This is a genomic window from Mesorhizobium loti, from assembly GCF_003148495.1.
Lineage (GTDB): Bacteria > Pseudomonadota > Alphaproteobacteria > Rhizobiales > Rhizobiaceae > Mesorhizobium > Mesorhizobium loti.
Map to the genome: position 1 here is coordinate 1 of NZ_QGGH01000027.1, position 23662 is coordinate 23662.

Annotated in this window: 22 protein-coding genes and 1 tRNA gene; 5 read left to right on the plus strand and 18 right to left on the minus strand. The window is 61.8% G+C overall.

Annotated features, from left to right (window positions below; genetic code table 11):
* From C8D77_RS36005 to rpsL, 4 genes are all read right to left on the minus strand, one after another.
* Window positions 1–788, minus strand: a 788-nt coding sequence (locus C8D77_RS36005) for an elongation factor Tu (protein ID WP_109671751.1), incomplete at its 3' end; no start/stop codon positions are given.
* Between the two features lie 98 nt (window positions 789–886).
* Window positions 887–2977, minus strand: a complete 2091-nt coding sequence (gene fusA / locus C8D77_RS36010; RefSeq protein ID WP_109672628.1) for an elongation factor G — start codon at window positions 2975–2977, stop codon at window positions 887–889.
* A 29-nt stretch (window positions 2978–3006) separates the two neighbouring features.
* The gene (rpsG, locus tag C8D77_RS36015; RefSeq protein WP_008875664.1) at window positions 3007–3477 is read right to left on the minus strand and encodes a 30S ribosomal protein S7; all 471 of its coding nucleotides are present in this window, start codon (window positions 3475–3477) and stop codon (window positions 3007–3009) included.
* Window positions 3478–3537: 60 nt separating this feature from the next.
* Window positions 3538–3909, minus strand: coding sequence for a 30S ribosomal protein S12 (gene rpsL, locus C8D77_RS36020; protein ID WP_006333356.1), 372 nt, complete (start codon window positions 3907–3909; stop codon window positions 3538–3540).
* A 477-nt stretch (window positions 3910–4386) separates the two neighbouring features.
* Here rpsL and C8D77_RS36025 point away from each other — a divergent pair, with 477 nt between their 5' ends.
* The 3 genes from C8D77_RS36025 (at window position 4387) to C8D77_RS36035 (ending at window position 6817) form a co-directional block, all read left to right on the plus strand.
* Window positions 4387–4668 carry a transcriptional regulator gene (locus C8D77_RS36025; protein ID WP_013531420.1) on the plus strand — a complete coding sequence of 94 codons (282 nt, stop codon included), beginning with the start codon at window positions 4387–4389 and terminating at the stop codon, window positions 4666–4668.
* Window positions 4669–4684: 16 nt separating this feature from the next.
* Window positions 4685–5797, plus strand: a complete 1113-nt coding sequence (locus C8D77_RS36030; RefSeq protein WP_109672630.1) for a PLP-dependent cysteine synthase family protein — start codon at window positions 4685–4687, stop codon at window positions 5795–5797.
* Window positions 5798–5890: 93 nt separating this feature from the next.
* The gene (locus C8D77_RS36035) at window positions 5891–6817 is read left to right on the plus strand and encodes a Gfo/Idh/MocA family protein (protein ID WP_109672632.1); all 927 of its coding nucleotides are present in this window, start codon (window positions 5891–5893) and stop codon (window positions 6815–6817) included.
* Between the two features lie 106 nt (window positions 6818–6923).
* On the opposite strand, the gene C8D77_RS36040 is transcribed toward C8D77_RS36035, so the two are convergent.
* Entirely contained in the window at window positions 6924–7322 is a 399-nt protein-coding gene (locus C8D77_RS36040; RefSeq protein ID WP_109672634.1) for a chlorophyllide reductase, read from the minus strand.
* Window positions 7323–7418: 96 nt separating this feature from the next.
* Here C8D77_RS36040 and C8D77_RS36045 point away from each other — a divergent pair, with 96 nt between their 5' ends.
* Both C8D77_RS36045 and C8D77_RS36050 read left to right on the plus strand, forming a co-directional pair.
* Entirely contained in the window at window positions 7419–7997 is a 579-nt protein-coding gene (locus C8D77_RS36045) for a DUF2975 domain-containing protein (protein WP_109672636.1), read from the plus strand.
* Between the two features lie 16 nt (window positions 7998–8013).
* Entirely contained in the window at window positions 8014–8226 is a 213-nt protein-coding gene (locus C8D77_RS36050) for a helix-turn-helix domain-containing protein (protein ID WP_109672639.1), read from the plus strand.
* Window positions 8227–8334: 108 nt separating this feature from the next.
* Here the strand turns inward: C8D77_RS36050 and rpoC are convergent, their stop codons facing one another.
* From rpoC to C8D77_RS36115, 13 genes are all read right to left on the minus strand, one after another.
* Window positions 8335–12531: a DNA-directed RNA polymerase subunit beta' gene (gene rpoC, locus C8D77_RS36055; protein WP_024505639.1), complete on the minus strand. Its 4197-nt coding sequence runs from the start codon at window positions 12529–12531 to the stop codon at window positions 8335–8337.
* Between the two features lie 146 nt (window positions 12532–12677).
* Window positions 12678–16814: a DNA-directed RNA polymerase subunit beta gene (rpoB, locus tag C8D77_RS36060; RefSeq protein WP_056590924.1), complete on the minus strand. Its 4137-nt coding sequence runs from the start codon at window positions 16812–16814 to the stop codon at window positions 12678–12680.
* Between the two features lie 251 nt (window positions 16815–17065).
* Complete coding sequence (rplL, locus tag C8D77_RS36065; protein WP_027038853.1) at window positions 17066–17443, minus strand: 50S ribosomal protein L7/L12; 378 nt, start codon at window positions 17441–17443, stop codon at window positions 17066–17068.
* A 54-nt stretch (window positions 17444–17497) separates the two neighbouring features.
* The gene (rplJ, locus tag C8D77_RS36070) at window positions 17498–18016 is read right to left on the minus strand and encodes a 50S ribosomal protein L10 (protein ID WP_013531412.1); all 519 of its coding nucleotides are present in this window, start codon (window positions 18014–18016) and stop codon (window positions 17498–17500) included.
* A gap of 375 nt (window positions 18017–18391) precedes the next feature.
* Window positions 18392–19090 (minus strand): 50S ribosomal protein L1, encoded by a 699-nt coding sequence (rplA, locus tag C8D77_RS36075; RefSeq protein ID WP_109672641.1) that lies wholly within the window; start codon window positions 19088–19090, stop codon window positions 18392–18394.
* A 4-nt stretch (window positions 19091–19094) separates the two neighbouring features.
* The gene (gene rplK / locus C8D77_RS36080; RefSeq protein WP_056590915.1) at window positions 19095–19523 is read right to left on the minus strand and encodes a 50S ribosomal protein L11; all 429 of its coding nucleotides are present in this window, start codon (window positions 19521–19523) and stop codon (window positions 19095–19097) included.
* A 170-nt stretch (window positions 19524–19693) separates the two neighbouring features.
* The gene (nusG, locus tag C8D77_RS36085; RefSeq protein WP_013531409.1) at window positions 19694–20221 is read right to left on the minus strand and encodes a transcription termination/antitermination protein NusG; all 528 of its coding nucleotides are present in this window, start codon (window positions 20219–20221) and stop codon (window positions 19694–19696) included.
* Between the two features lie 27 nt (window positions 20222–20248).
* Window positions 20249–20452: a preprotein translocase subunit SecE gene (secE, locus tag C8D77_RS36090; RefSeq protein WP_013531408.1), complete on the minus strand. Its 204-nt coding sequence runs from the start codon at window positions 20450–20452 to the stop codon at window positions 20249–20251.
* A 364-nt stretch (window positions 20453–20816) separates the two neighbouring features.
* Window positions 20817–20892 (minus strand) — tRNA-Trp (locus tag C8D77_RS36095).
* Window positions 20893–20973: 81 nt separating this feature from the next.
* Window positions 20974–21093 carry a putative glycolipid-binding domain-containing protein gene (locus C8D77_RS36100; RefSeq protein ID WP_245951971.1) on the minus strand — a complete coding sequence of 40 codons (120 nt, stop codon included), beginning with the start codon at window positions 21091–21093 and terminating at the stop codon, window positions 20974–20976.
* 21 nt (window positions 21094–21114) lie between these two features.
* Entirely contained in the window at window positions 21115–21597 is a 483-nt protein-coding gene (locus C8D77_RS36105) for a group II truncated hemoglobin (protein ID WP_109672643.1), read from the minus strand.
* Between the two features lie 102 nt (window positions 21598–21699).
* Window positions 21700–23346, minus strand: a complete 1647-nt coding sequence (locus C8D77_RS36110; RefSeq protein ID WP_109672645.1) for a COG3904 family protein — start codon at window positions 23344–23346, stop codon at window positions 21700–21702.
* A gap of 163 nt (window positions 23347–23509) precedes the next feature.
* The coding region (locus C8D77_RS36115; protein WP_477278374.1) for an EF-Tu C-terminal domain-related protein at window positions 23510–23662 on the minus strand (153 nt) is incomplete at its 5' end.

Below are 23662 nucleotides of genomic sequence, written 5' to 3' on the forward strand. Positions count from 1 at the left end.
AGCAGCTTGCGGAACATCTCGACGCCCGTGCAGGTCGTCTTGGTCGTCGGACGGATGCCGATGATCTCGAGTTCCTCGCCAACCTTGACAATGCCACGCTCGACGCGGCCGGTCACGACCGTGCCGCGGCCCGAGATCGAGAACACGTCTTCGATCGGCATCAGGAACGGCTTGTCAAGCGGACGAACAGGCGTCGGGATGTAGGCATCGACCGCAGCCATCAGCTCGCGGATCGCGTCTTCGCCGATCTTCTTGTCCGAATCTTCCAAAGCAGCCAGAGCCGAACCCTTGACGATCGGAATGTCGTCGCCGGGGAACTCGTTCTTGGTCAGAAGCTCGCGAACCTCGAGCTCGACCAGTTCGAGCAGCTCCGCGTCGTCGACCTGGTCGACCTTGTTCAGGAACACCACGATCGACGGCACGCCGACCTGACGGGCAAGCAGGATGTGCTCGCGGGTCTGCGGCATCGGGCCGTCGGCAGCCGACACGACCAGGATCGCGCCGTCCATCTGCGCGGCACCGGTGATCATGTTCTTCACATAGTCGGCGTGGCCGGGGCAGTCGACGTGAGCGTAGTGGCGGTTGGCCGTCTCGTATTCGACGTGCGCCGTCGAGATCGTGATGCCGCGCGCCTTTTCTTCAGGGGCAGCGTCGATCTGGTCATAGCGCTTGTATTCGCCAAAATACTTGGTGATCGCCGCCGTCAGCGACGTCTTGCCATGGTCGACGTGGCCAATCGTGCCGATGTTCACGTGAGGCTTGTTACGCTCGAATTTACCTTTGGCCATAATCGTTCTCCGTCTATTCTACCCGCTTGGGGGAAATTGTTATTCGCTCTTCAGATCCGGCGCCGCGCAAAGGACGCGACCCGGTGGCTAAAGAACCCTTACGCGTATTTCTTCTGGACTTCCTGGGCCACCGCAGTAGGGACCGGCTCGTAGTGATCGAACTGCATCGTGTAGGCCGCACGGCCCTGGCTCATCGAGCGCAAATTGTCGACATACTTGAACATGTTGGCGAGCGGCACCATCGCGTTGATGACCACTGCAACGCCACGCGCTTCCTGACCCTGGATCTGGCCACGACGACCGTTCAGATCGCCAATGACGCTGCCGACATAGTCTTCCGGCGTCACGACTTCGACCTTCATGATCGGCTCGAGCAGCTGCACGCCAAGCTTGGGTGCGGCTTCACGGAAGCAGGCGCGGCCGGCGATTTCGAAGGCCAGAACGCTGGAGTCGACATCGTGGTAGGCGCCATCGATCAGCGTCGCCTTGACGCCGATCATCGGGAAGCCCGCGAACGGACCCGAGGTCATGACGCTGTTGATGCCCTTTTCGACACCCGGGATGTATTCCTTCGGCACGGCGCCGCCGACGATCTTGGTATCGAACTCGAACTCGCTGCTGTCCGGGTTCGGCTCGAAGACGATCTTGACGCGAGCGAACTGACCGGTACCGCCGGTCTGCTTCTTGTGCGTGTAATCCTGCTCGTGCCTGCGGGTGATCGTCTCGCGATAAGCCACCTGCGGCGCGCCGACATTGGCCTCGACCTTGAACTCGCGACGCATGCGGTCGACGATGATGTCGAGGTGAAGTTCGCCCATGCCGGAAATGATGGTCTGGCCGCTTTCCTCATCGGTCTTGACGCGGAAGGACGGATCCTCGGCGGCCAGGCGGTGAAGGGCGAGGCCCATCTTTTCCTGGTCGTTCTTGGTCTTCGGCTCGATGGCGATCTGGATGACCGGATCTGGGAATTCCATGCGCTCAAGGATGACCGGATGCAGCGGATCACTGAGCGTGTCGCCGGTGGTCGTGTCCTTGAGACCGGCAAGAGCAACGATGTCGCCGGCAAAAGCCTCTTCGACGTCGGCGCGCGAGTTCGCATGCATCTGCAGCATGCGGCCGATGCGCTCTTTCTTGCCCTTCACGGTGTTGTCGACCGAGATGCCCTTGGTGAGCTTGCCCGAATAGATGCGGGCAAAGGTCAGCGAACCGACGAACGGGTCGTTCATGATCTTGAAGGCGAGCATCGACAGCGGCTCGTTGTCGTCGGCATGACGCTCGATCTCGGCGTCGGTCTTGGCATCGACGCCCTTGATGGCGGGAACATCGGCCGGCGACGGCAGATATTCGACGACGGCGTCGAGCAGCGGCTGCACGCCCTTGTTCTTGAAGGCCGAGCCGCAGAACATCGGGTAGAACTTGACCGCAATGGTGCCCTTGCGGATCAGCGCGCGGATCTCGTCATTCGACGGCATCTTGCCTTCGAGGTAATTCTCAAGCGCCGTCTCGTCCATTTCGACGGCGGCCTCGATCATCTTCTCGCGGTATTCTTCGGCACGAGCCTTGAGGTCGTCCGGGATCTCGACGATGTCCCAGGCAGCGCCCAGCGTCTCGTCGCGCCAGACCAGCGCGTTCATCTCGACGAGGTCGACGACGCCCTTGAACTCGGTCTCGGCGCCGATCGGCAGCTGCATGACGACGGCATGTGCACCTAGGCGCGAACCGATCATCTCGACCGAGCGGTAGAAGTCAGCGCCGATCTTGTCCATCTTGTTGCAGAAGATCATGCGCGGAACGCGATACTTGTCGGCCTGACGCCAGACGGTCTCTGTCTGCGGCTCGACACCGGCATTGGCATCGAGCAGCGCGATGGCGCCGTCGAGAACGCGCAGCGAACGCTCGACTTCAATGGTGAAGTCGACGTGGCCGGGGGTGTCGATGATGTTGAAGCGGTACATCTTGCCGCTGCGACCCTTCCAGAAGGTCGTGGTCGCGGCGGACGTGATGGTGATGCCGCGCTCCTGCTCCTGCTCCATCCAATCCATGGTGGCTGCGCCGTCGTGGACTTCGCCGATCTTGTGCGACTTGCCCGTGTAATAGAGGACGCGCTCGGTGGTCGTCGTCTTGCCGGCGTCAATATGCGCCATGATACCGAAATTGCGGTAGTCTTCGATTTTGTATTCGCGGGCCATCGTAGCTGCCTCTCAGTCTCGTTCGCGCTTTACCAGCGGTAGTGCGCGAAAGCGCGGTTGGCTTCAGCCATCTTGTGGGTGTCTTCACGCTTCTTGACGGCCGTGCCGCGGTTGTTGGCCGCGTCCATCAGCTCGCCAGAGAGGCGGTCAACCATCGTGGTCTCGTTGCGGTTGCGGGCCGCCGCGATCAGCCAGCGAATGGCCAATGCCTGACGGCGCTCGGGGCGCACGTCGACCGGAACCTGGTAGGTGGCACCGCCGACACGACGCGAACGCACTTCCACATGCGGCGCAACATTGTCGAGCGCCTGATGGAAGACGGTGACCGGCTCCTGCTTGGTCTTCGACTGAACCTGATCGAGCGCGCCGTAGACAATGGTCTCGGCGACCGACTTCTTACCGTCATACATGACGGCGTTCATGAACTTGGTGACGATCAGATCGCCGAACTTCGGGTCCGGATTGATCTCACGCTTTTCTGCACTGTGACGACGCGACATGGCTTTTGTCTCTCAATCTCATAGCCCGACGCACTCAAGGAGCGCCAAGGCCGGAAAATCTTACTTCGGACGCTTGGCGCCGTACTTCGAACGGCGCTGCTTGCGATTCTTCACACCCTGCGTGTCGAGCACGCCGCGGATGATGTGGTAGCGAACGCCCGGAAGATCCTTGACGCGGCCGCCGCGGATCATCACCACGGAGTGTTCCTGAAGGTTGTGGCCTTCGCCGGGGATGTACCCGATCACTTCAAAACCATTGGTCAGGCGGATCTTGGCCACCTTGCGCAGCGCCGAGTTCGGCTTCTTCGGCGTCGTTGTATAGACGCGCGTGCAGACGCCCCGCTTCTGCGGGTTCTGCTGCATGGCCGGGACCTTGTTGCGCTTCACCGGCGCAATGCGCGGCTTGCGGATCAGCTGGTTGACGGTAGGCATTAAACCCTCTTGTCTCTCAATTCCGTGTCTCGCCCGGTCAGGGCCGCTCAAAGCGTCATTTCCATACGCAAATTCGGGCCACAAACCGCGCCTCGCGGTCTTGCCCGAACAAATGGCAGAGGAAGCGGAAGCCGCTTCGTGCACGCCGGAAATGTCTTTTCGCTCGTAAAACGAACCCTGTTTGAGGCAAACTCCAAAGCGTGTCGCTTCGGAAGGGAGAGCCTCACATCGGTTCTGACTGGCCGGCTTCTACTAGCAAGCCCACGAACCGTCAAGCCCGGAGCAGCAAATATTGCGCGCCGGCCAGGGCTTGGCAGCCATGTGAAAAACGCATGTAATTTTCTTTCGCAATTTTGCAAGAGCGAGGAAGAAAGTGACCAGGTTTGCGCTGTTGCGCGGCCCCTCTTCATGCGAAAAGGCCGCATGAGCAGTCAAAATCCCCTCGCCCGCCCACACATTGCCAAGAGGAATCGACCCGTGAACGACAATGAAGAGCGCCCGGTCACCATCATCACCGGTCGGGTGTGGAAGAAAAAGGGCGGCAAACCGGAAGGCGTGCATGTGATGCTGGTCGCGCCCGACGACGATTCGGCAGTGCGCCGGGCACTCGAATCGCTTGCCGCGGAAGGTTACGCCGAGGCCGAACTCGACCAGATCGGCGACATGGACGGCATACCCGACGAAGAGCCGCATATCTCCGCCTTCCAGGGCGCGCTCGAAGGCGAAGTGTCGATCGTTACCTTCGACGTGCCGATCTGAAACCAGGGCGCCGATCATGGCAGGATCAAAAGCTGTTGGACCTGCATCCCGGGACTGGGCCGACCGGGCGGTCGCCGCGATCGAAGCCGACCAGCACCGCTCGGCCGATACGCACCTCTGGAAGCTGGATCTGCCGGCACTGGCTGGCATCGACTTCTACCTCAAGGACGAATCCACCCATCCAACCGGCAGCCTGAAGCATCGGCTGGCGCGTTCGCTGTTTCTCTATGCGCTGTGCAACGGCCTCATCCGTGAAGGCTCGCCGGTGATCGAAGCGTCATCGGGCTCGACGGCGGTGTCGGAAGCCTATTTCGCCCGCATGATCGGTGTGCCGTTCTATGCCGTGATGCCGCGATCGACCTCGCGCGAAAAGATCACCGCGATCGAGCACTATGGCGGCAAGTGCCATTTCATCGACGACGGCCGGCGCATCTATGCCGAGTCGGCGGAACTGGCGGCGCGGCTAGGCGGTCATTTCATGGACCAGTTCACCCATGCCGAACGCGCCACCGACTGGCGCGGCAACAACAACATCGCCGATTCCATCTTCGGGCAGATGCGCGAAGAGCAGCATCCGATCCCGACCTGGATCGTCATGAGCGCCGGCACCGGCGGTACCACCGCCACGATCGGCCGCTATCTGCGCTACAAGCGGCATGCAACGCGGCTTTCGGTCGCCGACGTCGAGCGTTCGGCCTTCTTCGACAGCTTTGCCACGCATGACCGTGACTGTCGCTGCGAGCAGCCGTCGCGCATCGAGGGCATCGGCCGGCCGCGCGTCGAACCATCCTTCGTGTCCGGCGTCATCGATCACATGCTGCGGGTGCCGGACGCAGTGTCGCTGGCGGCGATGCGGGTGCTGTCGCGCCAACTCGGCCGCCGTGTCGGCGGGTCGACCGGCACCAACTTCGTCGCTATGTGCTTTCAGGCAGCGCGCATGGTTGAGGCGAGAAAGGCCGGCTCGCTGGTGACGCTGATCTGCGATTCCGGCGACCGCTATGCCAACACCTATTATTCCGACGACTGGCTGGGCGCGAACGGCCTCGACCCCTCACCGTTCGAAGCAGCCATCGAGGCTTTTCTGGCCGGCGAAAGGCTGGCGCTGCAGTTCGAGGAAAGCTGGGGCTGACCTTTCGGCGTCAGCTTGCCGGCTCCGGCTTGCCCGGGGCAAGTGTTCTGATAAGAAACGCTCTTCATCACTCAACAAACAGACGGAGCGGCCGTGTCCCAGCCCATCAAGATAGGCATCGTCGGCGTCGGCAAGATCGTCCGCGACCAGCACCTGCCGGCCCTGGCGAAAGACCCGAACTATCGCCTCACCGCGGCTGCCAGCCGGCATGGCAAGGTGGAAAACATCCCGAATTTCCCCACCATCGAAGCCATGCTCGACGCCGTGCCCGACCTCGAGGCCGTATCGCTCTGCATGCCGCCGCAGTTCCGCTACGATGCGGCGCGGACGGCGCTGATGGCGAAGAAGCATGTATTCCTGGAAAAGCCGCCAGGCGCCACTGTCAGCGAGGTCGAAGACCTCAAGGCATTGGCCGTGCAGAACGGCGTCTCGCTGTTTGCCAGCTGGCACTCGCGCTATGCGCCGGCGGTGGAGGCCGCCCGTGCCTTCCTGAACTCGACCAAGATCAGGTCGGCCGCCATCAACTGGAAGGAAGACGTGCGCCGCTGGCATCCGAACCAGGAGTGGATCTGGGCTCCCGGCGGTTTTGGCGTCTTCGATCCCGGCATCAACGCGCTGTCGATTGCCACCCATATCCTGCCGCCGATGTTCATCACTTCGGCGGTTCTGGATTTCCCCGAAAACCGCGCATCTCCGGTTGCCGCGCGCGTCGCCTTCCGCACCTCGAACGGGCTGCCGGTGACCATGGATCTCGACTGGCTGCAGACCGGCCCGCAAAGCTGGGACATCCTGGCCGACACCGACAAGGGCGCAATGGTGCTGTCGGGCGGCGGCACAAAGCTCGCCATCGACGGCAAGGTGGTTCATGACGAGCCGGAGGCCGAGTACCCGATGCTCTACAAACGCTTTGCCGAAATCGTGCGAGCCGGCGTCTCCGATGTCGACCTCGCCCCGCTGCAGCACGTCGCCGATGCCTTCATGCTCGGCAAGCGCAACGTGGTCGAAGCGTTTTTCGACTGAATTCTGATACCGGAACCGCAGTCGCTGACAGCTCGCGGGGGTCGCAGGCCGGGAATGGTCGCGCGACCGGATTGTCGCGCGACTGGGATCCAGCGGATCGCTTGAATCAAATCTTGGTCCTGCAACCGGCACGCCTGACCATGTCGGCTATGATCAATGGCGTGGCCGGTGTCTGGGACCAGTCGCCCTGACGGGGCGCGCCCGCTTCAAGGGCGGCGCGCACCGCGCCCGTATCCAGGCTGAAAGAACTCTTGCAGGAAACGGGGCCACCCTTGCCGATCGTGTCGACGATCACGCCGGCGGCTTCGCCGACGCCGGCGACATAGGCAACGAGCGTTTGCCTGGCGATCGGGCTCGTACCGGCCTTGTCGAGCATCTCCATCACCTGCCCCACCGATATCCGACCTGTCGCGGTCGATGGAAGGGCGACGGCAGCAAAAGGCGTCATGAACGCCGTCACAACAACAATGGCGGCCACGGCAATCTCGCGTTTGAACGAAGGCATAGGTTTCTCCTATGAGGTGGAATTGACAAGAATCATCATTGTGCATAAATTAATTATTGTAAAACGATAATTTCTTTCGATGGAGCGATGTTGCCAATGATTGAACCTGTCATCACGGCTGCCGCCGCCGATCCTGACCGCCAGGCCAGATTGAAACGCATCCGCCTTTTCAGCCTGGTGCTGGCGAGATGTTTTGTCGTCCTCGCCATGCTGTTGACCGTTGGTCTGCTGTTCTACTGGCTCAGCGTCTCCGCCGGTTCGATCGCGGCCGATGCGCAGATCCCACAGGAATGGCTGAGCGAGCTTGGCCTCGGTCGAAGACTGATCGGGTTCGCGATCTCGTTCGTGCCGCTTGCCTGCCTCGTCTTCGCGCTCATGGCCGCCAGACGCTGCTTCGGCGCTTTCGCGTCCGGAAACTTCTTCGGTCAGGGCGCCATCAGCAATTTGCGATACTTTGGCCTCGGCCTGCTGGAATCCGCCTTGCTGAAACCGGTTTCGGCGGCGGCATTGTCCGTTCTCTTGAGCTGGGACGCGCCTGCCGGCCAGCACCGGCTGACGCTCGGCCTCGACAGCGACACGATGCTGGCCTTGCTGGCAGCTTGCATCGTCGCGGTGATCACCTGGGTCATGGCCGAGGCATCGGCACTCGCCGAAGAAAACGCGCAGTTCATCTGATGATGAGGATCAGCTCATGCCCATAAGGGTCAGGCTCAATGTCGTCCTCGCCGAACGAAACGTGAAGTCAAAGGACCTGGCCGAATATGTCGGCATCACCGAGGCCAATCTTTCCCTTTTGAAGCAGGGAAAGGTCAAGGGTATCCGGTTCGATACGCTGGAGCGCATCTGCGACTACCTCGACTGCCAGCCGGGCGATCTGCTTCGCTTCGAGAGGCTGTCCGAATAGCACAAAGAAATAGGCCGCCGGGTTGCCCCGACGGCCTTGTTGCCTGAGATTCCTGGAGCGGTTCATCGAAACGACGAACCGCTCTATTTTTTGTTTTGGCCGCCGCGCTTACTGCGCGGCGGTTGTCATGTCGGCCAGCATCGGCTCGGCGACTTCCACACCGGAGGCCTTGCGGCGCTCGTCGATGATCAGCTCGTCGCGCGAGGTGGCGATGCGCCGAATCTGGCTCATCGTGCCGCCGGTGCCGGCCGGGATCAGCCGGCCGACGATGACGTTTTCCTTCAAGCCCTGCAGCATGTCGGTCTTGCCGGCAACGGCAGCTTCCGTCAGCACTCGGGTCGTCTCCTGGAAGGAGGCGGCCGAGATGAAGGACGGCGTCTGCAGCGATGCCTTGGTGATGCCGAGCAGCACCGGCAGGCCTTCGGCCGGCTTCTTGCCGTCCTCGACCAGACGCTCGTTGACCTCTTCCAGTTCGATCACGTCGACATGATCGCCCGGGATGTAGGTCGAGTCGCCCTGCACCGTGATCTCGACCTTCTGCAGCATCTGGCGAACGATCACCTCGATGTGCTTGTCGTTGATCGACACGCCCTGCAGACGGTAGACCTCCTGGATCTCGTTGACGAGGTAGGAAGCAAGTGCCTCCACGCCCTTGATCGCCAGGATGTCGTGCGGCGCCGGATTGCCGTCGAGGATGTAGTCGCCCTTCTCGATGACGTCGCCGTCCTGGAGATGGAACGGCTTGCCCTTCGGGATCAGGTATTCGACCGGCTCAAGCGTCGAGTCATGCGGCTCGATGATGATGCGACGCTTGTTCTTGTAGTCGCGGCCGAAGCGGATCGTGCCGTCGATCTCGGCGATGATGGCGTGATCCTTCGGACGACGTGCCTCGAACAGTTCGGCAACACGCGGCAGACCGCCGGTGATGTCCTTGGTCTTGGCGCTTTCCATCGGAATACGCGCCAGCACGTCGCCGGGGCGAACCTGCGAGCCCGGCTCGACCGAAAGAATGGCCTCGACCGAGAGCAGGAAGCGGGCGTCGCCACCCTTCGACAGCTTGCCGACCTTGCCCTTGGCGTCCTGAATGGCAATCGCCGGCTTCAGGTCGTTGCCGCGTGGCGTCGAGCGCCAGTCGATGACCTCACGCTTGGTGATGCCGGTCGACTCGTCGGCCGTTTCCTGAACAGAAATGCCGTCGACCAGATCCTCGTACGACACCCTGCCCTCGATTTCGGTGAGGACTGGACGGGTGTAGGGATCCCACTCGGCGATACGCTGGCCGCGCTTCACCTTGTCACCATCGTCCACGAAGATGCGCGAACCATAGGTGAGGCGATGCGAGGCGCGCTCCTTGCCGGCTTCGTCGAGGATCAGCACCGCCATGTTGCGGCCCATGACCATCTGCTGGCCGTCGGAGTTGCGCACCACGTTGCGGTTGCGGATCTCGACCTTGCCCTCATACGAGGCTTCAAGGAACGAGCTGTCCACCACCTGCGCGGTACCGCCCATGTGGAAGGTACGCATGGTGAGCTGCGTGCCCGGCTCGCCGATCGACTGCGCCGCGATGACGCCGACAGCTTCACCCTGGTTGACCGGGGTGCCGCGGGCAAGATCGCGACCGTAGCAGACCGCGCAGACGCCAACCCTGACTTCGCAAGTCAGTGCCGAGCGGATGCGGACCGACTGGACGCCGGCCTTTTCGATCTGTTCCACGTCACGCTCGTCCATCAGCGTTCCGGCCTTGACCAGAATCTCGCCCGACACCGGATGGGTGATGTCGTCGAGCGACGTACGGCCCAGCACGCGCTGGCCAACCGATGCGACGACCTGACCGGCATCGACGATCGGCTGCATGGTGAGGCCCTTGTCGGTGCCGCAGTCGACGGAGTTGACGATGCAATCCTGCGCCACGTCGACCAGACGACGGGTGAGGTAACCCGAGTTCGCCGTCTTCAAGGCGGTGTCGGCCAGACCCTTGCGGGCGCCGTGGGTCGAGTTGAAGTACTCGAGCACGGTCAGGCCTTCCTTGAAGTTCGAGATGATCGGCGTCTCGATGATTTCACCCGACGGCTTGGCCATCAGGCCGCGCATGCCGGCAAGCTGACGCATCTGGGTGGGCGAGCCACGCGCACCGGAGTGCGACATCATGTAGATCGAGTTCATCGGCTTTTGACGGCCATTGTCCTCGAACTCGACCGCCTTGATGCGGGCCATCATTTCGTCGGCGACCTTTTCCGAGCACTTGGCCCAGGCGTCGACGACCTTGTTGTACTTCTCGCCCTGCGTGATCAGACCGTCATTGTACTGCTGCTCGTACTCCTTGGCCAAAGCCTCGGTATCGGAGACCAGCTTGATCTTGGCGTCCGGGATCAGCATGTCGTCCTTGCCGAACGAAATGCCGGCGCGGCAGGCATGGCTGAAGCCGAGTGCCATGATGCGGTCGCAGAAAATGACCGTCTCCTTCTGACCGCAGTGGCGGTAGACGGTGTCGATCATCTTGGAGATGTTCTTCTTGGTCATCTCCTGGTTGGCGGTCTCGTAAGGCACGTTGACGTTCTTCGGCAGAAGCTCGCCGATGATCATGCGGCCAGGGGTGGTGTCATGGATCTTCGACACGACCTTGCCTTCGGCGTCGACCGTACGGAAACGACCCTTGATCTTCGAGTGCAGCGTCACCGCCTTGGTCTCGAGCGCGTGCTGGAGTTCGCCCATGTCGGCAAACACCATGCCTTCGCCCGGCTCGTTCTGGTTGACGATCGAGAGATAATAGAGACCAAGAACCATGTCCTGCGACGGCACGATGATCGGCGCGCCGGAAGCCGGGTGCAGGATGTTGTTGGTCGACATCATCAGCACGCGGGCTTCAAGCTGCGCTTCCAGCGACAGCGGCACGTGAACAGCCATCTGGTCGCCGTCGAAGTCGGCGTTGAAGGCCGTGCAGACCAGCGGGTGCAGCTGGATCGCCTTGCCTTCGATCAGGATCGGCTCGAACGCCTGGATGCCGAGACGGTGCAGCGTCGGCGCACGGTTCAGCAGCACCGGATGCTCACGGATGACCTCGTCGAGGATATCCCAGACTTCCGGACGCTCCTTCTCGACCAGCTTCTTCGCCTGTTTGACGGTCGAGGAGTAACCCTTGGCGTCGAGACGGGCGTAGATGAAGGGCTTGAACAGTTCGAGCGCCATCTTCTTAGGCAGGCCGCACTGGTGCAGCTTGAGCTCCGGACCGGTCACGATGACCGAGCGGCCGGAATAGTCGACGCGCTTGCCGAGCAGGTTCTGACGGAACCGGCCCTGCTTGCCCTTGAGCATGTCGGACAGCGACTTCAGCGGGCGCTTGTTGGCGCCGGTGATGACGCGGCCGCGACGGCCGTTGTCGAACAGCGCATCGACGGCTTCCTGCAGCATGCGCTTTTCATTGCGCACGATGATGCCGGGGGCGCGCAGCTCGATCAGCCGCTTCAGACGGTTGTTGCGGTTGATGACGCGACGATAGAGGTCGTTCAGATCCGACGTGGCGAAGCGTCCACCATCCAGAGGAACCAGCGGACGCAGGTCCGGCGGGATCACCGGAACCACCTTCATGATCATCCATTCCGGACGGTTGCCGGATTCCATGAAGTTCTCGACGACCTTGAGCCGCTTCAGATACTTCTTCTGCTTCAGCTCGGAGGTGGTCGAAGCCAGCTCCGAACGCAGGTCGCCGGCGATCTTCTCCAGGTCCATGCCGGCCAGGAGGTCATGAATGGCCTCGGCGCCGATCATGGCGGTGAACGAGTCCTCGCCATACTCGTCGACGGCGATCATGTACTCTTCCTCGCTGAGCAGCTGGTGCTCCTTCAGCGCGGTGAGGCCGGGTTCGGTGACGATGTAGTTCTCGAAGTAGAGGACGCGCTCGATGTCCTTCAGGGTCATGTCGAGCAGCGTGCCGATGCGCGACGGCAGCGACTTCAGGAACCAGATATGGGCGACGGGCGCGGCCAGTTCGATATGGCCCATGCGCTCGCGGCGAACGCGCGACAGCGTGACTTCGACGCCGCACTTCTCGCAGATGACGCCCTTGTACTTCATGCGCTTGTACTTGCCGCACAGGCACTCATAGTCCTTGATCGGGCCAAAAATGCGCGCGCAGAACAGACCGTCACGCTCCGGCTTGAAGGTGCGGTAGTTGATGGTCTCCGGCTTCTTGATCTCGCCGAAAGACCAGGACAGAATCTTCTCAGGGCTGGCAAGCGATATCCGGATGGAATCGAACACCTGCGCAGGCGCCTGCGGATTGAAGAGATTCATGACCTCTTGGTTCATGCCGTTCTCCTTTTCGGGGTCCTCGAAAACCCCTTGCATCTAGCGCGGGCCAAACGCCCGCCGTCTTGTGTCGGCCACCGGCCGAAGAATTTGGTGCGCTCGGTCGCGATTTCCGCGACCGAGCGTCTTGTTTACTCGGCCGCGCCCTACTCAGCTGCGTCTGGCAGCCGGATCGGGTTGTCGTCGAGCTTGGTGTTCTCCAGCTCGACATTGAGGCCGAGAGACCGCATTTCCTTGACGAGAACGTTGAAGCTCTCGGGAATGCCGGCCTCGAAAGTGTCGTCGCCTCTGACGATCGCCTCGTAGACCTTGGTGCGGCCGGCTACGTCGTCCGACTTCACCGTCAGCATTTCCTGTAGCGTGTAGGCGGCGCCGTATGCTTCGAGCGCCCAGACCTCCATCTCGCCGAAGCGCTGGCCACCGAACTGCGCCTTGCCGCCCAGCGGCTGCTGGGTAACGAGCGAGTACGGACCGATCGAACGCGCGTGGATCTTGTCGTCCACGAGATGGTGAAGCTTGAGCATGTAGATATAGCCCATCGTCACCTTGCGATCGAACGGCTCGCCCGTGCGTCCGTCATAGAGCTGCGACTGACCGCTGGTGTGCAGGCCCGCCTGCTCCAGCATGATGTTGATGTCAGCCTCGTGCGCGCCGTCGAACACCGGGGTCGCGATAGAGACGCCGCGGCGCATCTGCTCGCTGAGGCGAACAATGCTCTCGTCGTCATACTCGCGGACCGGCTCGTTGCGGTCGTTGGCCGGGATGAAGCTTTCGAGCGTCTTGCGCAGCGGCTTGATGTCGCCCGCCACCTTGTACGCGTCGATCAGCTCGCCGATCTTCTTGCCCATGCCAGCGCAAGCCCAGCCCAGATGCGTTTCCAGGATCTGGCCGACATTCATGCGGCTCGGCACACCCAGCGGGTTGAGCACGATATCGGCATGCGTGCCGTCCTCGAGGAAAGGCATGTCCTCGACCGGAACGATCCGCGACACGACACCCTTGTTGCCGTGACGGCCGGCCATCTTGTCGCCGGGCTGCATCTTGCGCTTCACGGCCACGAAGACCTTGACCATCTTCATGACGCCCGGAGGCATTTCGTCGCCGCGCTGGACCTTCTCGACCTTGTCCATGAAACGCTGTTCGAGCGCCTTCTTGGAGTCGTCGTACTGGCCACGCAGGGCTTCGAGTTCGCTCTGGAGCTTTTCGTTCTCCACGGCAAACTGCCACCACTGCGAACGCGGATATTCGTCGAGCGTATCCTTGGACAGCGTCGAGCCCTTCTTGAAGCCCTTCGGTCCAGCGATCGCTTCCTTGCCGACGAGCACGTCGGAAAGACGCGCGTAGACGTTACGGTCCAGAATGGCCTGCTCGTCGTCGCGGTCCTTGGCGAGGCGTTCGATCTCCTCGCGCTCGATCGCCATGGCGCGCTCGTCCTTCTCCACACCGTGGCGATTGAACACGCGCACCTCGACGACGGTGCCGAAAGTGCCCGGAGGCATGCGCATCGAGGTGTCGCGCACGTCGGATGCTTTTTCGCCGAAGATGGCGCGCAGAAGCTTCTCTTCCGGCGTCATCGGGCTTTCGCCCTTCGGCGTGATCTTGCCGACCAGGATGTCGCCCGGCTGAACTTCCGCACCGATATAGACGATGCCGGCTTCGTCGAGGTTCTTCAGCGCTTCTTCCGAGACGTTCGGGATATCGCGCGTGATTTCTTCCGGCCCGAGCTTGGTATCGCGCGCCATGACCTCGAACTCCTCGATATGGATCGAGGTGAAGACGTCATCAGCGACGATGCGTTCGGACAGGAGGATCGAGTCCTCGTAGTTGTAGCCGTTCCACGGCATGAACGCGACCAGCACGTTGCGGCCGAGCGCCAGATCACCGAGCTCGGTCGACGGACCGTCGGCGATGATGTCGCCCTTGTTGACCCGGTCGCCCATACGAACCAGTGGACGCTGGTTGATGCAGGTGTTCTGGTTCGAACGCTGGAACTTCATCAGCCGGTAGATATCGACGCCGGACTTGCCCGGATCGAGATCTTCGGTGGCGCGGATAACGATACGCGTCGCGTCCACCTGGTCGACGATGCCGCCGCGGCGGGCGCCGATGGCGGCGCCCGAGTCACGAGCGACGATCGGCTCCATGCCGGTGCCGACGAACGGCGCCTCGGCGCGCACCAGCGGCACGGCCTGACGCTGCATGTTCGAGCCCATCAGAGCGCGGTTGGCGTCGTCGTTTTCCAGGAACGGGATCAGGGCCGCGGCCACCGACACCATCTGCTTGGGCGAAACGTCCATCAGATCGACGTTTTCGCGCGGCGCCATCATCACTTCGCCGGCGCTGCGGCAAATGACGAATTCGTCGACGAAACCACCGTTCTTGTCGAGCTCGGCGTTGGCCTGCGCGACATGGTGCTTGGCCTCTTCCATCGCCGAGAGATAGACGACGTCATTGGTCAGCTTGCCGTCGACGATCTTGCGGTACGGGCTCTCGATGAAGCCGTACTTGTTGACGCGCGCGAAAGTGGCCAGCGAGTTGATCAGACCGATATTCGGGCCTTCCGGCGTTTCGATCGGGCAGATACGGCCGTAATGCGTCGGGTGCACGTCGCGCACCTCGAAACCGGCGCGCTCGCGGGTCAGACCGCCCGGTCCAAGCGCCGAGAGGCGACGCTTGTGGGTGATCTCCGACAGCGGGTTGGTCTGATCCATGAACTGCGACAGCTGCGAGGAACCGAAGAACTCGCGCACGGCGGCAGCCGCCGGCTTGGCGTTGATCAGGTCCTGCGGCATGACCGTGTCGATCTCGATCGAGGACATACGCTCCTTGATCGCGCGCTCCATACGCAGCAGGCCGACGCGGTACTGGTTTTCCATCAGCTCGCCGACCGAACGCACGCGGCGGTTGCCGAGATTGTCGATGTCGTCGATTTCGCCCTTGCCGTCACGCAGTTCGACCAGCGTCCTGACCACGGCCAGGATGTCGTCCTTGCGCAGCACGCGCACGGTGTCCTCGGCCTTGAGCTCGAGACGCATGTTCATCTTGACGCGGCCAACGGCCGACAGATCATAGCGCTCACTGTCGAAGAACAGCGAGTTGAACATGGCTTCGGCGGTTTCGAGCGTCGGCGGCTCGCCGGGGCGCATGACACGATAGATGTCGAACAGCGCGTCCTGGCGGCTCTCGTTCTTGTCGACGTTGAGCGTGTTGCGGATATAGGCGCCGACATTGACGTGGTCGATGTCGAGAACCTTGATCTCGTCTTCGCCGGTGCCGAGCAGAACCTTCAGCGTCTTCTCGTCGATCTCGTCGCCGGCCTCGAGGAAGATCTCGCCGGTGCCGTAGTTGACGATGTCCTCGGCCAGATAGTTGCCGAGCAGATCCTCATCGGTCGCCTTGATCGCCTTGAGACCCTTTTCGCCAAGCGCCCGTGCCTGGCGTGCGGTGATCTTCTTGCCAGCTTCGACAACGACTTCGCCCGTATCGGCATCGACCAGGTCGCCGACAGCCTTGAGGCCGCGGAAACGCTCGACGTTGAACGGAATGCGCCAATGGTCGCCGGCGCGCTTGTAGGTGATCTTGTTGTAGAAGGTCGACAGGATCTCTTCGCCATCCATGCCGAGCGCCATCAGCAGCGACGTCACCGGAATCTTGCGGCGGCGATCGATGCGGGCGTGCACGACGTCCTTAGAATCGAACTCGATGTCGAGCCACGAGCCACGATAAGGAATGACGCGCGCGGCAAACAGAAGCTTGCCCGACGAGTGCGACTTGCCCTTGTCATGGTCGAAGAAGACGCCCGGGGAACGGTGCATCTGCGAAACGATGACGCGCTCGGTGCCGTTGACGATGAAGGTACCGTTCAAGGTCATGAGCGGCATGTCGCCCATGTAGACGTCCTGCTCCTTGATGTCCTTGATGGACTTGGCGCCGGTATCCTCGTCGATATCGAACACGATGAGGCGCAGCGTCACCTTAAGCGGCGCGGCATAGGTGAGGTCGCGCTGACGGCATTCGTCAACGTCGAATTTCGGTCCTTCGAACTCGTACTTCACGAACTCCAACATCGAGGAGCCGGAAAAATCGGAGATCGGGAAGACCGACTTGAAAACGGCCTGCAGTCCCTCGTCCGGACGCCCACCCTTGGGCTCCGCCACCATCAGGAACTGGTCATAGGATGCCTTCTGAACCTCGATCAGGTTCGGCATCTCCGCAACTTCCGGGATCTTTCCGAAGAACTTGCGTACGCGTCTGCGGCCATTGAAAGTCTGGGTCTGGGCCATCGTCGCTCCTTAGCTCTAAACTCGGGACGAGCCTCGCCGCGGCTCGCCTTGCATGCTGGGCCACCTTGGCGGCAACCCTCTGTCTGTTTTCCCGGCGCCTGTCGGCGGCCGGCTAGAACGGGAGAAAACCCGTTTCCTGAAGGCCGGTTTTCGGCCCTCAGGAAAGAGGTTCTCGTACGTCTCGCGCTGCGCGTGCTCCCTTCCAGCGAAGGGAGTGGCGGACGGCGCGAGGCCGCCCGCCGCTTTTACGCTTACTTCAGTTCGACCTTGGCGCCGGCTGCTTCCAGCTGGGCCTTGAACTTGTCAGCGTCGGCCTTGGAAACGGCTTCCTTGACCGGCTTCGGAGCCGCTTCGACCAGATCCTTGGCTTCCTTGAGGCCAAGACCGGTGATGGCGCGGACTTCCTTGATGACGTTGATCTTCTGAGCGCCTGCCTCGGTGAGGACGACGTCGAATTCCGTCTTTTCCTCGACCGGAGCAGCAGCGGCCGCACCACCGCCAGCGGCGGCAACAGCCACCGGAGCAGCGGCGGAAACGCCCCACTTTTCTTCCAGAAGCTTCGACAGCTCGGCCGCCTCGAGGACGGTCAGCTTCGAAAGGTCGTCTACGATCTTTGCGAGATCAGCCATTGTTGTATTCCTTCATAAGGTTCGAACGTGTGTTTGTGATAGCGAGGAACGGCCTCATGCCGCCTCGTCCTTCCGGGCGTAAGCGCCGATGACGCGCGCGACCGAGGCCGCTGGCGCATTGACGATCTGGGCGATCCGGGTTGCCGGCGTGGCGATCATGCCAACCAGCCTGGCGCGCAGCTCATCGAGCGACGGAAGTGTGGCGAGTGCCTTCACACCGTCGGCGTTGAGCGAGGTGGTGCCCATTGCGCCGCCGAGAATGACGAGCTTGTCATTTCCCTTGGCGAAATCGGACGCGACCTTCGGCGCCGCAATCGGATCCTCCGAATAAGCAATCAGCGTCTGTCCCTTGAACAGCTCGATGATCGATGCGGAGTCCGTGCCCTGAAGAGCGATTTTGGCGAGACGGTTCTTCGCGACTTTGACGGTGCCACCGGCGGCGCGCATTTTCGACCGAAGGTCGTTCATTTGCGCGACGGTGATACCGGCGTAGTGGGCCACGACCACTGAACCTGCGTTCGAGAACGCACCGTTCAGGCCCGTGACGAGTTCGCGTTTTTCCGCTCTGTCCACTGCCTATCTCCAGTTGACCCCTGCCCCACTAACGGGGACAGGCGTCGGGTTGCCTTTGTCGGCCGGGCCATCCAGTAACGGATCTCCCGAACGACGCTCGAGGATCCTGCCCCCTTTCGCCACATCGACAGTCAAGCCGGCGATGCGCAGACAAAAGGCAAACACGGTTCGAACCTTTCATTGGAGCAATCGCTCCGTTGTCCGGTCTTCACCCGTCTCATGCAGGCCCAAATCGAATTAAGGCTTCTGGGCCGCCTGCAATCTCGGACAGGATGTCCGGAAACCTCTCGGCTTCCGGTACCGGGCCGCCGACAAGTCGGAGGCCCGGAATTCACTTGCGGATCAGCCCTTTAGCGGCCGATCCAAATGTTCGTATCAGGACGCTGTGAGCGTCGCGACGTCGAGCTTGAGGCCCGGGCCCATCGTCGAGGTGACCGACACCTTCTTGACGTAGTTGCCCTTGGCGCCAGCCGGCTTTGCCTTGGTCACGGCGTCGGCGAAGGCACGGATGTTCTCTTCCAGAGCCTTGACCTCGAACGATACCTTGCCGACACCGGCATGAACGATGCCGGCCTTCTCGACGCGGAACTCGACTGCGCCGCCCTTCGATGCCTTGACGGCGGCGGCAACGTCGGTGGTGACGGTGCCAACCTTCGGGTTCGGCATCATGCCGCGCGGGCCGAGCACCTTACCGAGACGGCCGACCAGCGGCATCATGTCCGGCGTGGCGATGCAGCGATCGAAATCGATCGTGCCCTTCTGGACGATGTCGACCAGATCCTCGGCACCAACGATGTCGGCGCCGGCGGCGCGCGCTTCGTCAGCCTTGTCGCCGCGTGCGAACACAGCGACGCGCACCGAGCGGCCGGTGCCGTTCGGCAGGTTGACCACGCCGCGGACCATCTGGTCGGCATGGCGCGGGTCGACGCCGAGGTTCATGGCGACTTCGATGGTCTCGTCGAACTTGACCGAGGAACGGTCCTTGAGCAGCTTCAGCGCATCACCCAGGGCATAAGCCTTGTTGGGATCGATGCCTTCGCGGGTCTTCGATACACGCTTTGCAATCTTTGCCATGATCTTAGCCCACCACTTCCAGACCCATCGAGCGGGCGGAGCCCTCGACCATGCGCATGGCCGCTTCGACGTCGTTTGCGTTCAGATCCTTCATCTTGGCAGTGGCGATCTCGCGGACCTTTTCACGCGAAACCGTACCAGCCTTGACCTTGCCCGGCTCCTTGGAACCAGACGTCAGGTTTGCCGCCTTCTTCAGGAAGTAGCTCACCGGCGCCGTCTTCATGACGAAGGTGAAGGACTTGTCCTGATAGTAGGTGATGACGACCGGAACCGGCGATCCCTTTTCCATTTCCTGGGTCTGCGCGTTGAACGCCTTGCAGAATTCCATGATGTTGATGCCACGCTGACCAAGCGCCGGGCCGATCGGGGGAGACGGCGTAGCCGATCCCGCTTTCACCTGGAGCTTGAGCTGGCCTGCAATTTTCTTAGCCATCTCTTTTCCTGCCTTTGTCTATGCCGGCCCACTATCTGGGAAACCCGGCGGTTGCAGTCTGGTGGTGCGATCCATGCGGCCGGCTAAAGCCGCATTCGTCTCCCACCGTTCTCAGGCCGCGCTTCCGCGCCGCCTCCCCTGATCGCCAAACCGGCGACAAGGATTTCGGATCAGCCCTTTTCGACCTGTCCGAATTCCAGATCGACAGGCACAGCGCGCCCGAAGATCGAAACTTCCACCTTGAGCCGCGCCCGCTCCTCGTCCACTTCCTGGACGAAACCGTTGAACGACGCAAAGGGACCATCCGAAACGCGGATCGCTTCGCCGATCTCGAACGTGACAGAGGGCTTGGGCCGCTCGACGCCTTCCTGCACCTGGTTCAGGATGCGCTGCGCTTCCGCCTCGGTGATCGGCACCGGCTTGGAGTCGCCCAGGAAGCCTGTGACCTTCGGCGTGTTCTTGACCAGCGAGAACACAGCGTCGGTCAGGTTGGCCTTCAGCAGCACATAGCCCGGGAAGAACTTGCGCTCGGCATCGACCTTGCGGCCGCGACGGACTTCGACGACCTTCTCGGTCGGAACCACGATCTGATGGATATCGGCGGACAGGCCCTTCTGCTTGGCCTTGTTCTCGATATCCTCGGCGACCTTCTTTTCAAAGTTCGAATAGGCGTGGACGATGTACCAGCGCGCGGTCATTTTAAGACTTCTCCGTAATCGCCGGACTTAGCGTCCGATGCCCAGAATCTGTTCGACCGCGAGGCCCATGAGCTGATCAGCGGTGAAGAAAAAGATCATCGCGATCACTGCGAAGGCCAGAACCATCACCGTCGAGATCATCGTTTCGCGCCGCGACGGCCAAGTCACCTTGGCGGTCTCCGCGCGGACCTGCTGCAGAAAGACGAAAGGATTTGTGGTTTTCGAAGCCATATGCTGCTCTGTCTTCAAGACCCGTTGGCCGGGTCTCCTGGATGATCCCGCTGGCCGGGACGTGCCGCCTGAGCCCAATCTCGCGCCGAATCAGCGCAATCATTTCGCCCATGCAAATCAGACGCGTAAAGCCGGCTTCCCAGCTCCACGCGTCGCGTGTCTGTTTCGTCTACATAAAACCGATTCTTGATCCACGCAAGTGGCAAGTGTCCGCTTTATGACCAAACGCCGCCTCGGAACCATCCAGTCGTTCCGTCCCGGCTATGGCGCCCTTATGCCCCAAGAGAGCTAATATGGCAAGCGGGTCGCCGATTTTCAAAGGGCAGACCATAGAAATATCGTTTTGAAACGCCATTTCGAGAAATGGCACGGGCAGCAGGGCTCGAACCTACGACCTGCGGTTTTGGAGACCGCCGCTCTACCAACTGAGCTATGCCCGTATCGTGCGCATGTCGGCGCAGCAGGCGCTTCCTAAAAGCTTCCGCACGCTCTGTAAAGAGCGGTTTGCAAGCAAACGCGCCTTAACCCCTGCGCCAGAAATCGGGATAGCTGACAACCAGCCCGTCGCGGTCGATCTCAAGTTCCCGCCTGAAGTCGCTGACGCGCGATTCATAGAGATATCGCCTGCCCTCTTCGCGCACCTCCCGATGGGACGGTCGGAGCTATTTGGCGTCCGGCACTCGATAGGGGCCGCCCGGCACGCCCCAGCCCCAGGCCGGCATCGGTTCCGTCTCAGGATCGCAGGTCTCGCCGAGATTGGAATTCATCTTGGCCAGCCGCGATCCCCATTCGACATAGCCCATGAAGGCCGAACGGAATTCCGGATCGTCGGGCAGGCCGACCGCGTCGGCGGCATCGGCCAGGAGGTTGATCCATCGGCGGCGCTGCTCCTCGGTCAGATGCTTGCCCAGATGGTGCATGACCATCTCGCGGTGGCCGCCAAATTGTTCGCTGTAGGTTTTCGGTCCGCCGAAAACCTCGCCGATGAAGGCCGCGACATGGGCGGGATGATCCGGCGACATGGTCTTGAACACCGGCCCGACGATCGGGTCCTGCGCCACCTTGTCATAGAAAGTCTGGGTCAGCCGGTTCAAGGCCTCGCTGCCGCCGGCCCATTCGTAGAGTGTCGGGATATCCTGGCTCATTCTCGATCCTCCGCCAGCCCCGGCGCCGCAGCAGTAACGATAGCGGAAAAATCGGGAGTGCCTCAACCTGCCTCGATGGCCAGTTTCCGACGTCGACGCGCTCTACAATTTGGCGGGCGCGTCAGCCTCGGCATTGGCGGAAGGCCGGATCCGGCAATTCTCGGGTTTCGGCACCGCCTCGCAGATGGTGGCGCCGGTCAGCGCGTCGACCGATTGCGGGCTCGTCGTCAGCCCGACCTTCAGCATCATGTCGGGTTCCAGTTGGCGCTCGACCGAGCGCCGCTCGATCGCTGTGAACAGAGCGGGATCGATCGCCATCTCCTCGAGATAGGCCTTGACCATCTGCTTTTGCCCCATCGGATACAGGCTAAGCCGCGCCCGTGGACCGACAAGCCGCCTGACGCCGCCGGCAAGCATGAGCGCGCAGGCCGAATCGCACTCCACGCCCGCATCGGTGCTCAGCCCGGCATAGGCGCCCTCTTTGGCCAGGCAACTCCACTCGCCCGGGTCACAGCCGACGAAATCGGTGCGGCCAACGGCGACGTCGAGCTTCTTTTCATGGATAAGCCGTCCCGCCGCCAAAGCGCTTAACAGGTCGCCTCCCGTTGAGCTGATCACGACCGGCAGTTGCCGGTTGCCGAGCGTTGCGAGCAATTGGTGCAGCTTCTGCGGGGTCCGAGGGGTGATCGCGCCTTGCGCCGAAATCCATTCCGGGCAGTCGGGATTGCAGAGCGGGTTGCTGCCGCGAACCACGACAAAGCGCATGTCTTCGTCGTGCTGCACCCCCTCGGGCTCCACCGGTGGCGGGGTGGGCCTGGCTGCGGCCGTCGGGCCATCGGCTGGCTTGTTCCCCGGTATTTCGAGGCAATTCGCGGCCAACAGATCCGGCCTGCACAGGCTGGCGGCGGTCAACAGGCCTACCGAGTCGGCACTGGTGACCAACTTCATCGCCAGCATGTCGTCGAGGCCGATCTGCTGGATGTCGCTGGCCGGGGTGCCCTTCATCGTTTCGAGCACGCTTTGTTCGATGCCCATCTCGTTGAGATAGGCCGCCAGCCTTTTCTCGACCGACTTGCTCATCTCGTAGGTCTTGTAGCTGCCGGCGTTTTTACGGCTGACGATCTTTGTGTTGAGGACCTTCTTCTTGCCCCCCACGATGCGGTAGGTGGTCCGGTATTGCAATTTCGTGCGGATGTAGGTCGTGGTGATCTGATGGACGCCGAGATAGGCCCATTCGCCAGCTACACGCCTGATACCGCCGGCAAACATCAACGGACAGGCGGAATTGCACATGGCGCCGTAGTCAATGACATCGCCTAGGTAGCGGGCGCCATTCTTGTCACGATCCTGGCAACCCTTCGCGTCGGGCTGGCAACCGGAGAACATCGTCTTGCCAATGGCAATATCGAGCTTTTTCTTGCGGATCAGCCGGCCAAGCGTCAGTGCCGCCTCGACATTGCCGCCGGGAGAATTGACGACAACAGGCAGCTTTCGCCCGCCAAGCGTCTTCAGCATGCGTTTGAACAGAGCCGGCGTTCCGGCTTCTATCGAGCCTTCTGCCGAGATCCACTCCGGGCAGATCGGCTCGCACCCCGGTGCATTGCTGCGGACAATGCCAAACTGCATCGTCGGACCGAGATCCGGGGCCGTATCCGTCGCAAAGGCACGTCCCGTGACAAGCAACGCCAAGAGGCAGATCAGCCGCAGCGACCACGCTGCCCGACGATGGAAAAGGCGCCCTGGAACCATCTGGAAAAAGCCCCTTGATGCAACCTATACTAGACGAGGTCCAAAGGCTTGCAACAGGGTCCGGGCGACAACGCGGAGCACCGATCTCTGGGGGCAAAAGAAAAGGGCGGCCCCAAGGACCGCCCTTTCCGTTTCGAACTTGACCGGCACAGGCCGGGCTCGATTATTCCTTGATGGTGACGACGATGCCGGCACCGACGGTGCGGCCGCCTTCACGGATAGCGAAGCGCAGCTTCTCTTCCATGGCGATCGGCACGATCAGCTCGACATCGACCGTGATGTTGTCGCCCGGCATCACCATCTCGGTGCCTTCCGG

Coding starts and splice junctions, on each gene's coding strand:
- fusA (WP_109672628.1), bottom strand. CDS start 2,977: ATGGCCCGCGAATACAAAATCGAAGACTACCGCAATTTCGGTATCATG.
- rpsG (WP_008875664.1), bottom strand. CDS start 3,477: ATGTCGCGTCGTCACAGTGCAGAAAAGCGTGAGATCAATCCGGACCCG.
- rpsL (WP_006333356.1), bottom strand. CDS start 3,909: ATGCCTACCGTCAACCAGCTGATCCGCAAGCCGCGCATTGCGCCGGTG.
- C8D77_RS36030 (WP_109672630.1), top strand. CDS start 4,685: ATGGCAGGATCAAAAGCTGTTGGACCTGCATCCCGGGACTGGGCCGAC.
- C8D77_RS36040 (WP_109672634.1), bottom strand. CDS start 7,322: ATGCCTTCGTTCAAACGCGAGATTGCCGTGGCCGCCATTGTTGTTGTG.
- C8D77_RS36045 (WP_109672636.1), top strand. CDS start 7,419: ATGATTGAACCTGTCATCACGGCTGCCGCCGCCGATCCTGACCGCCAG.
- C8D77_RS36050 (WP_109672639.1), top strand. CDS start 8,014: ATGCCCATAAGGGTCAGGCTCAATGTCGTCCTCGCCGAACGAAACGTG.
- rpoC (WP_024505639.1), bottom strand. CDS start 12,531: ATGAACCAAGAGGTCATGAATCTCTTCAATCCGCAGGCGCCTGCGCAG.
- rpoB (WP_056590924.1), bottom strand. CDS start 16,814: ATGGCCCAGACCCAGACTTTCAATGGCCGCAGACGCGTACGCAAGTTC.
- rplL (WP_027038853.1), bottom strand. CDS start 17,443: ATGGCTGATCTCGCAAAGATCGTAGACGACCTTTCGAAGCTGACCGTC.
- rplA (WP_109672641.1), bottom strand. CDS start 19,090: ATGGCAAAGATTGCAAAGCGTGTATCGAAGACCCGCGAAGGCATCGAT.
- rplK (WP_056590915.1), bottom strand. CDS start 19,523: ATGGCTAAGAAAATTGCAGGCCAGCTCAAGCTCCAGGTGAAAGCGGGA.
- nusG (WP_013531409.1), bottom strand. CDS start 20,221: ATGACCGCGCGCTGGTACATCGTCCACGCCTATTCGAACTTTGAAAAG.
- secE (WP_013531408.1), bottom strand. CDS start 20,452: ATGGCTTCGAAAACCACAAATCCTTTCGTCTTTCTGCAGCAGGTCCGC.
- C8D77_RS36105 (WP_109672643.1), bottom strand. CDS start 21,597: ATGAGCCAGGATATCCCGACACTCTACGAATGGGCCGGCGGCAGCGAG.
- C8D77_RS36110 (WP_109672645.1), bottom strand. CDS start 23,346: ATGGTTCCAGGGCGCCTTTTCCATCGTCGGGCAGCGTGGTCGCTGCGG.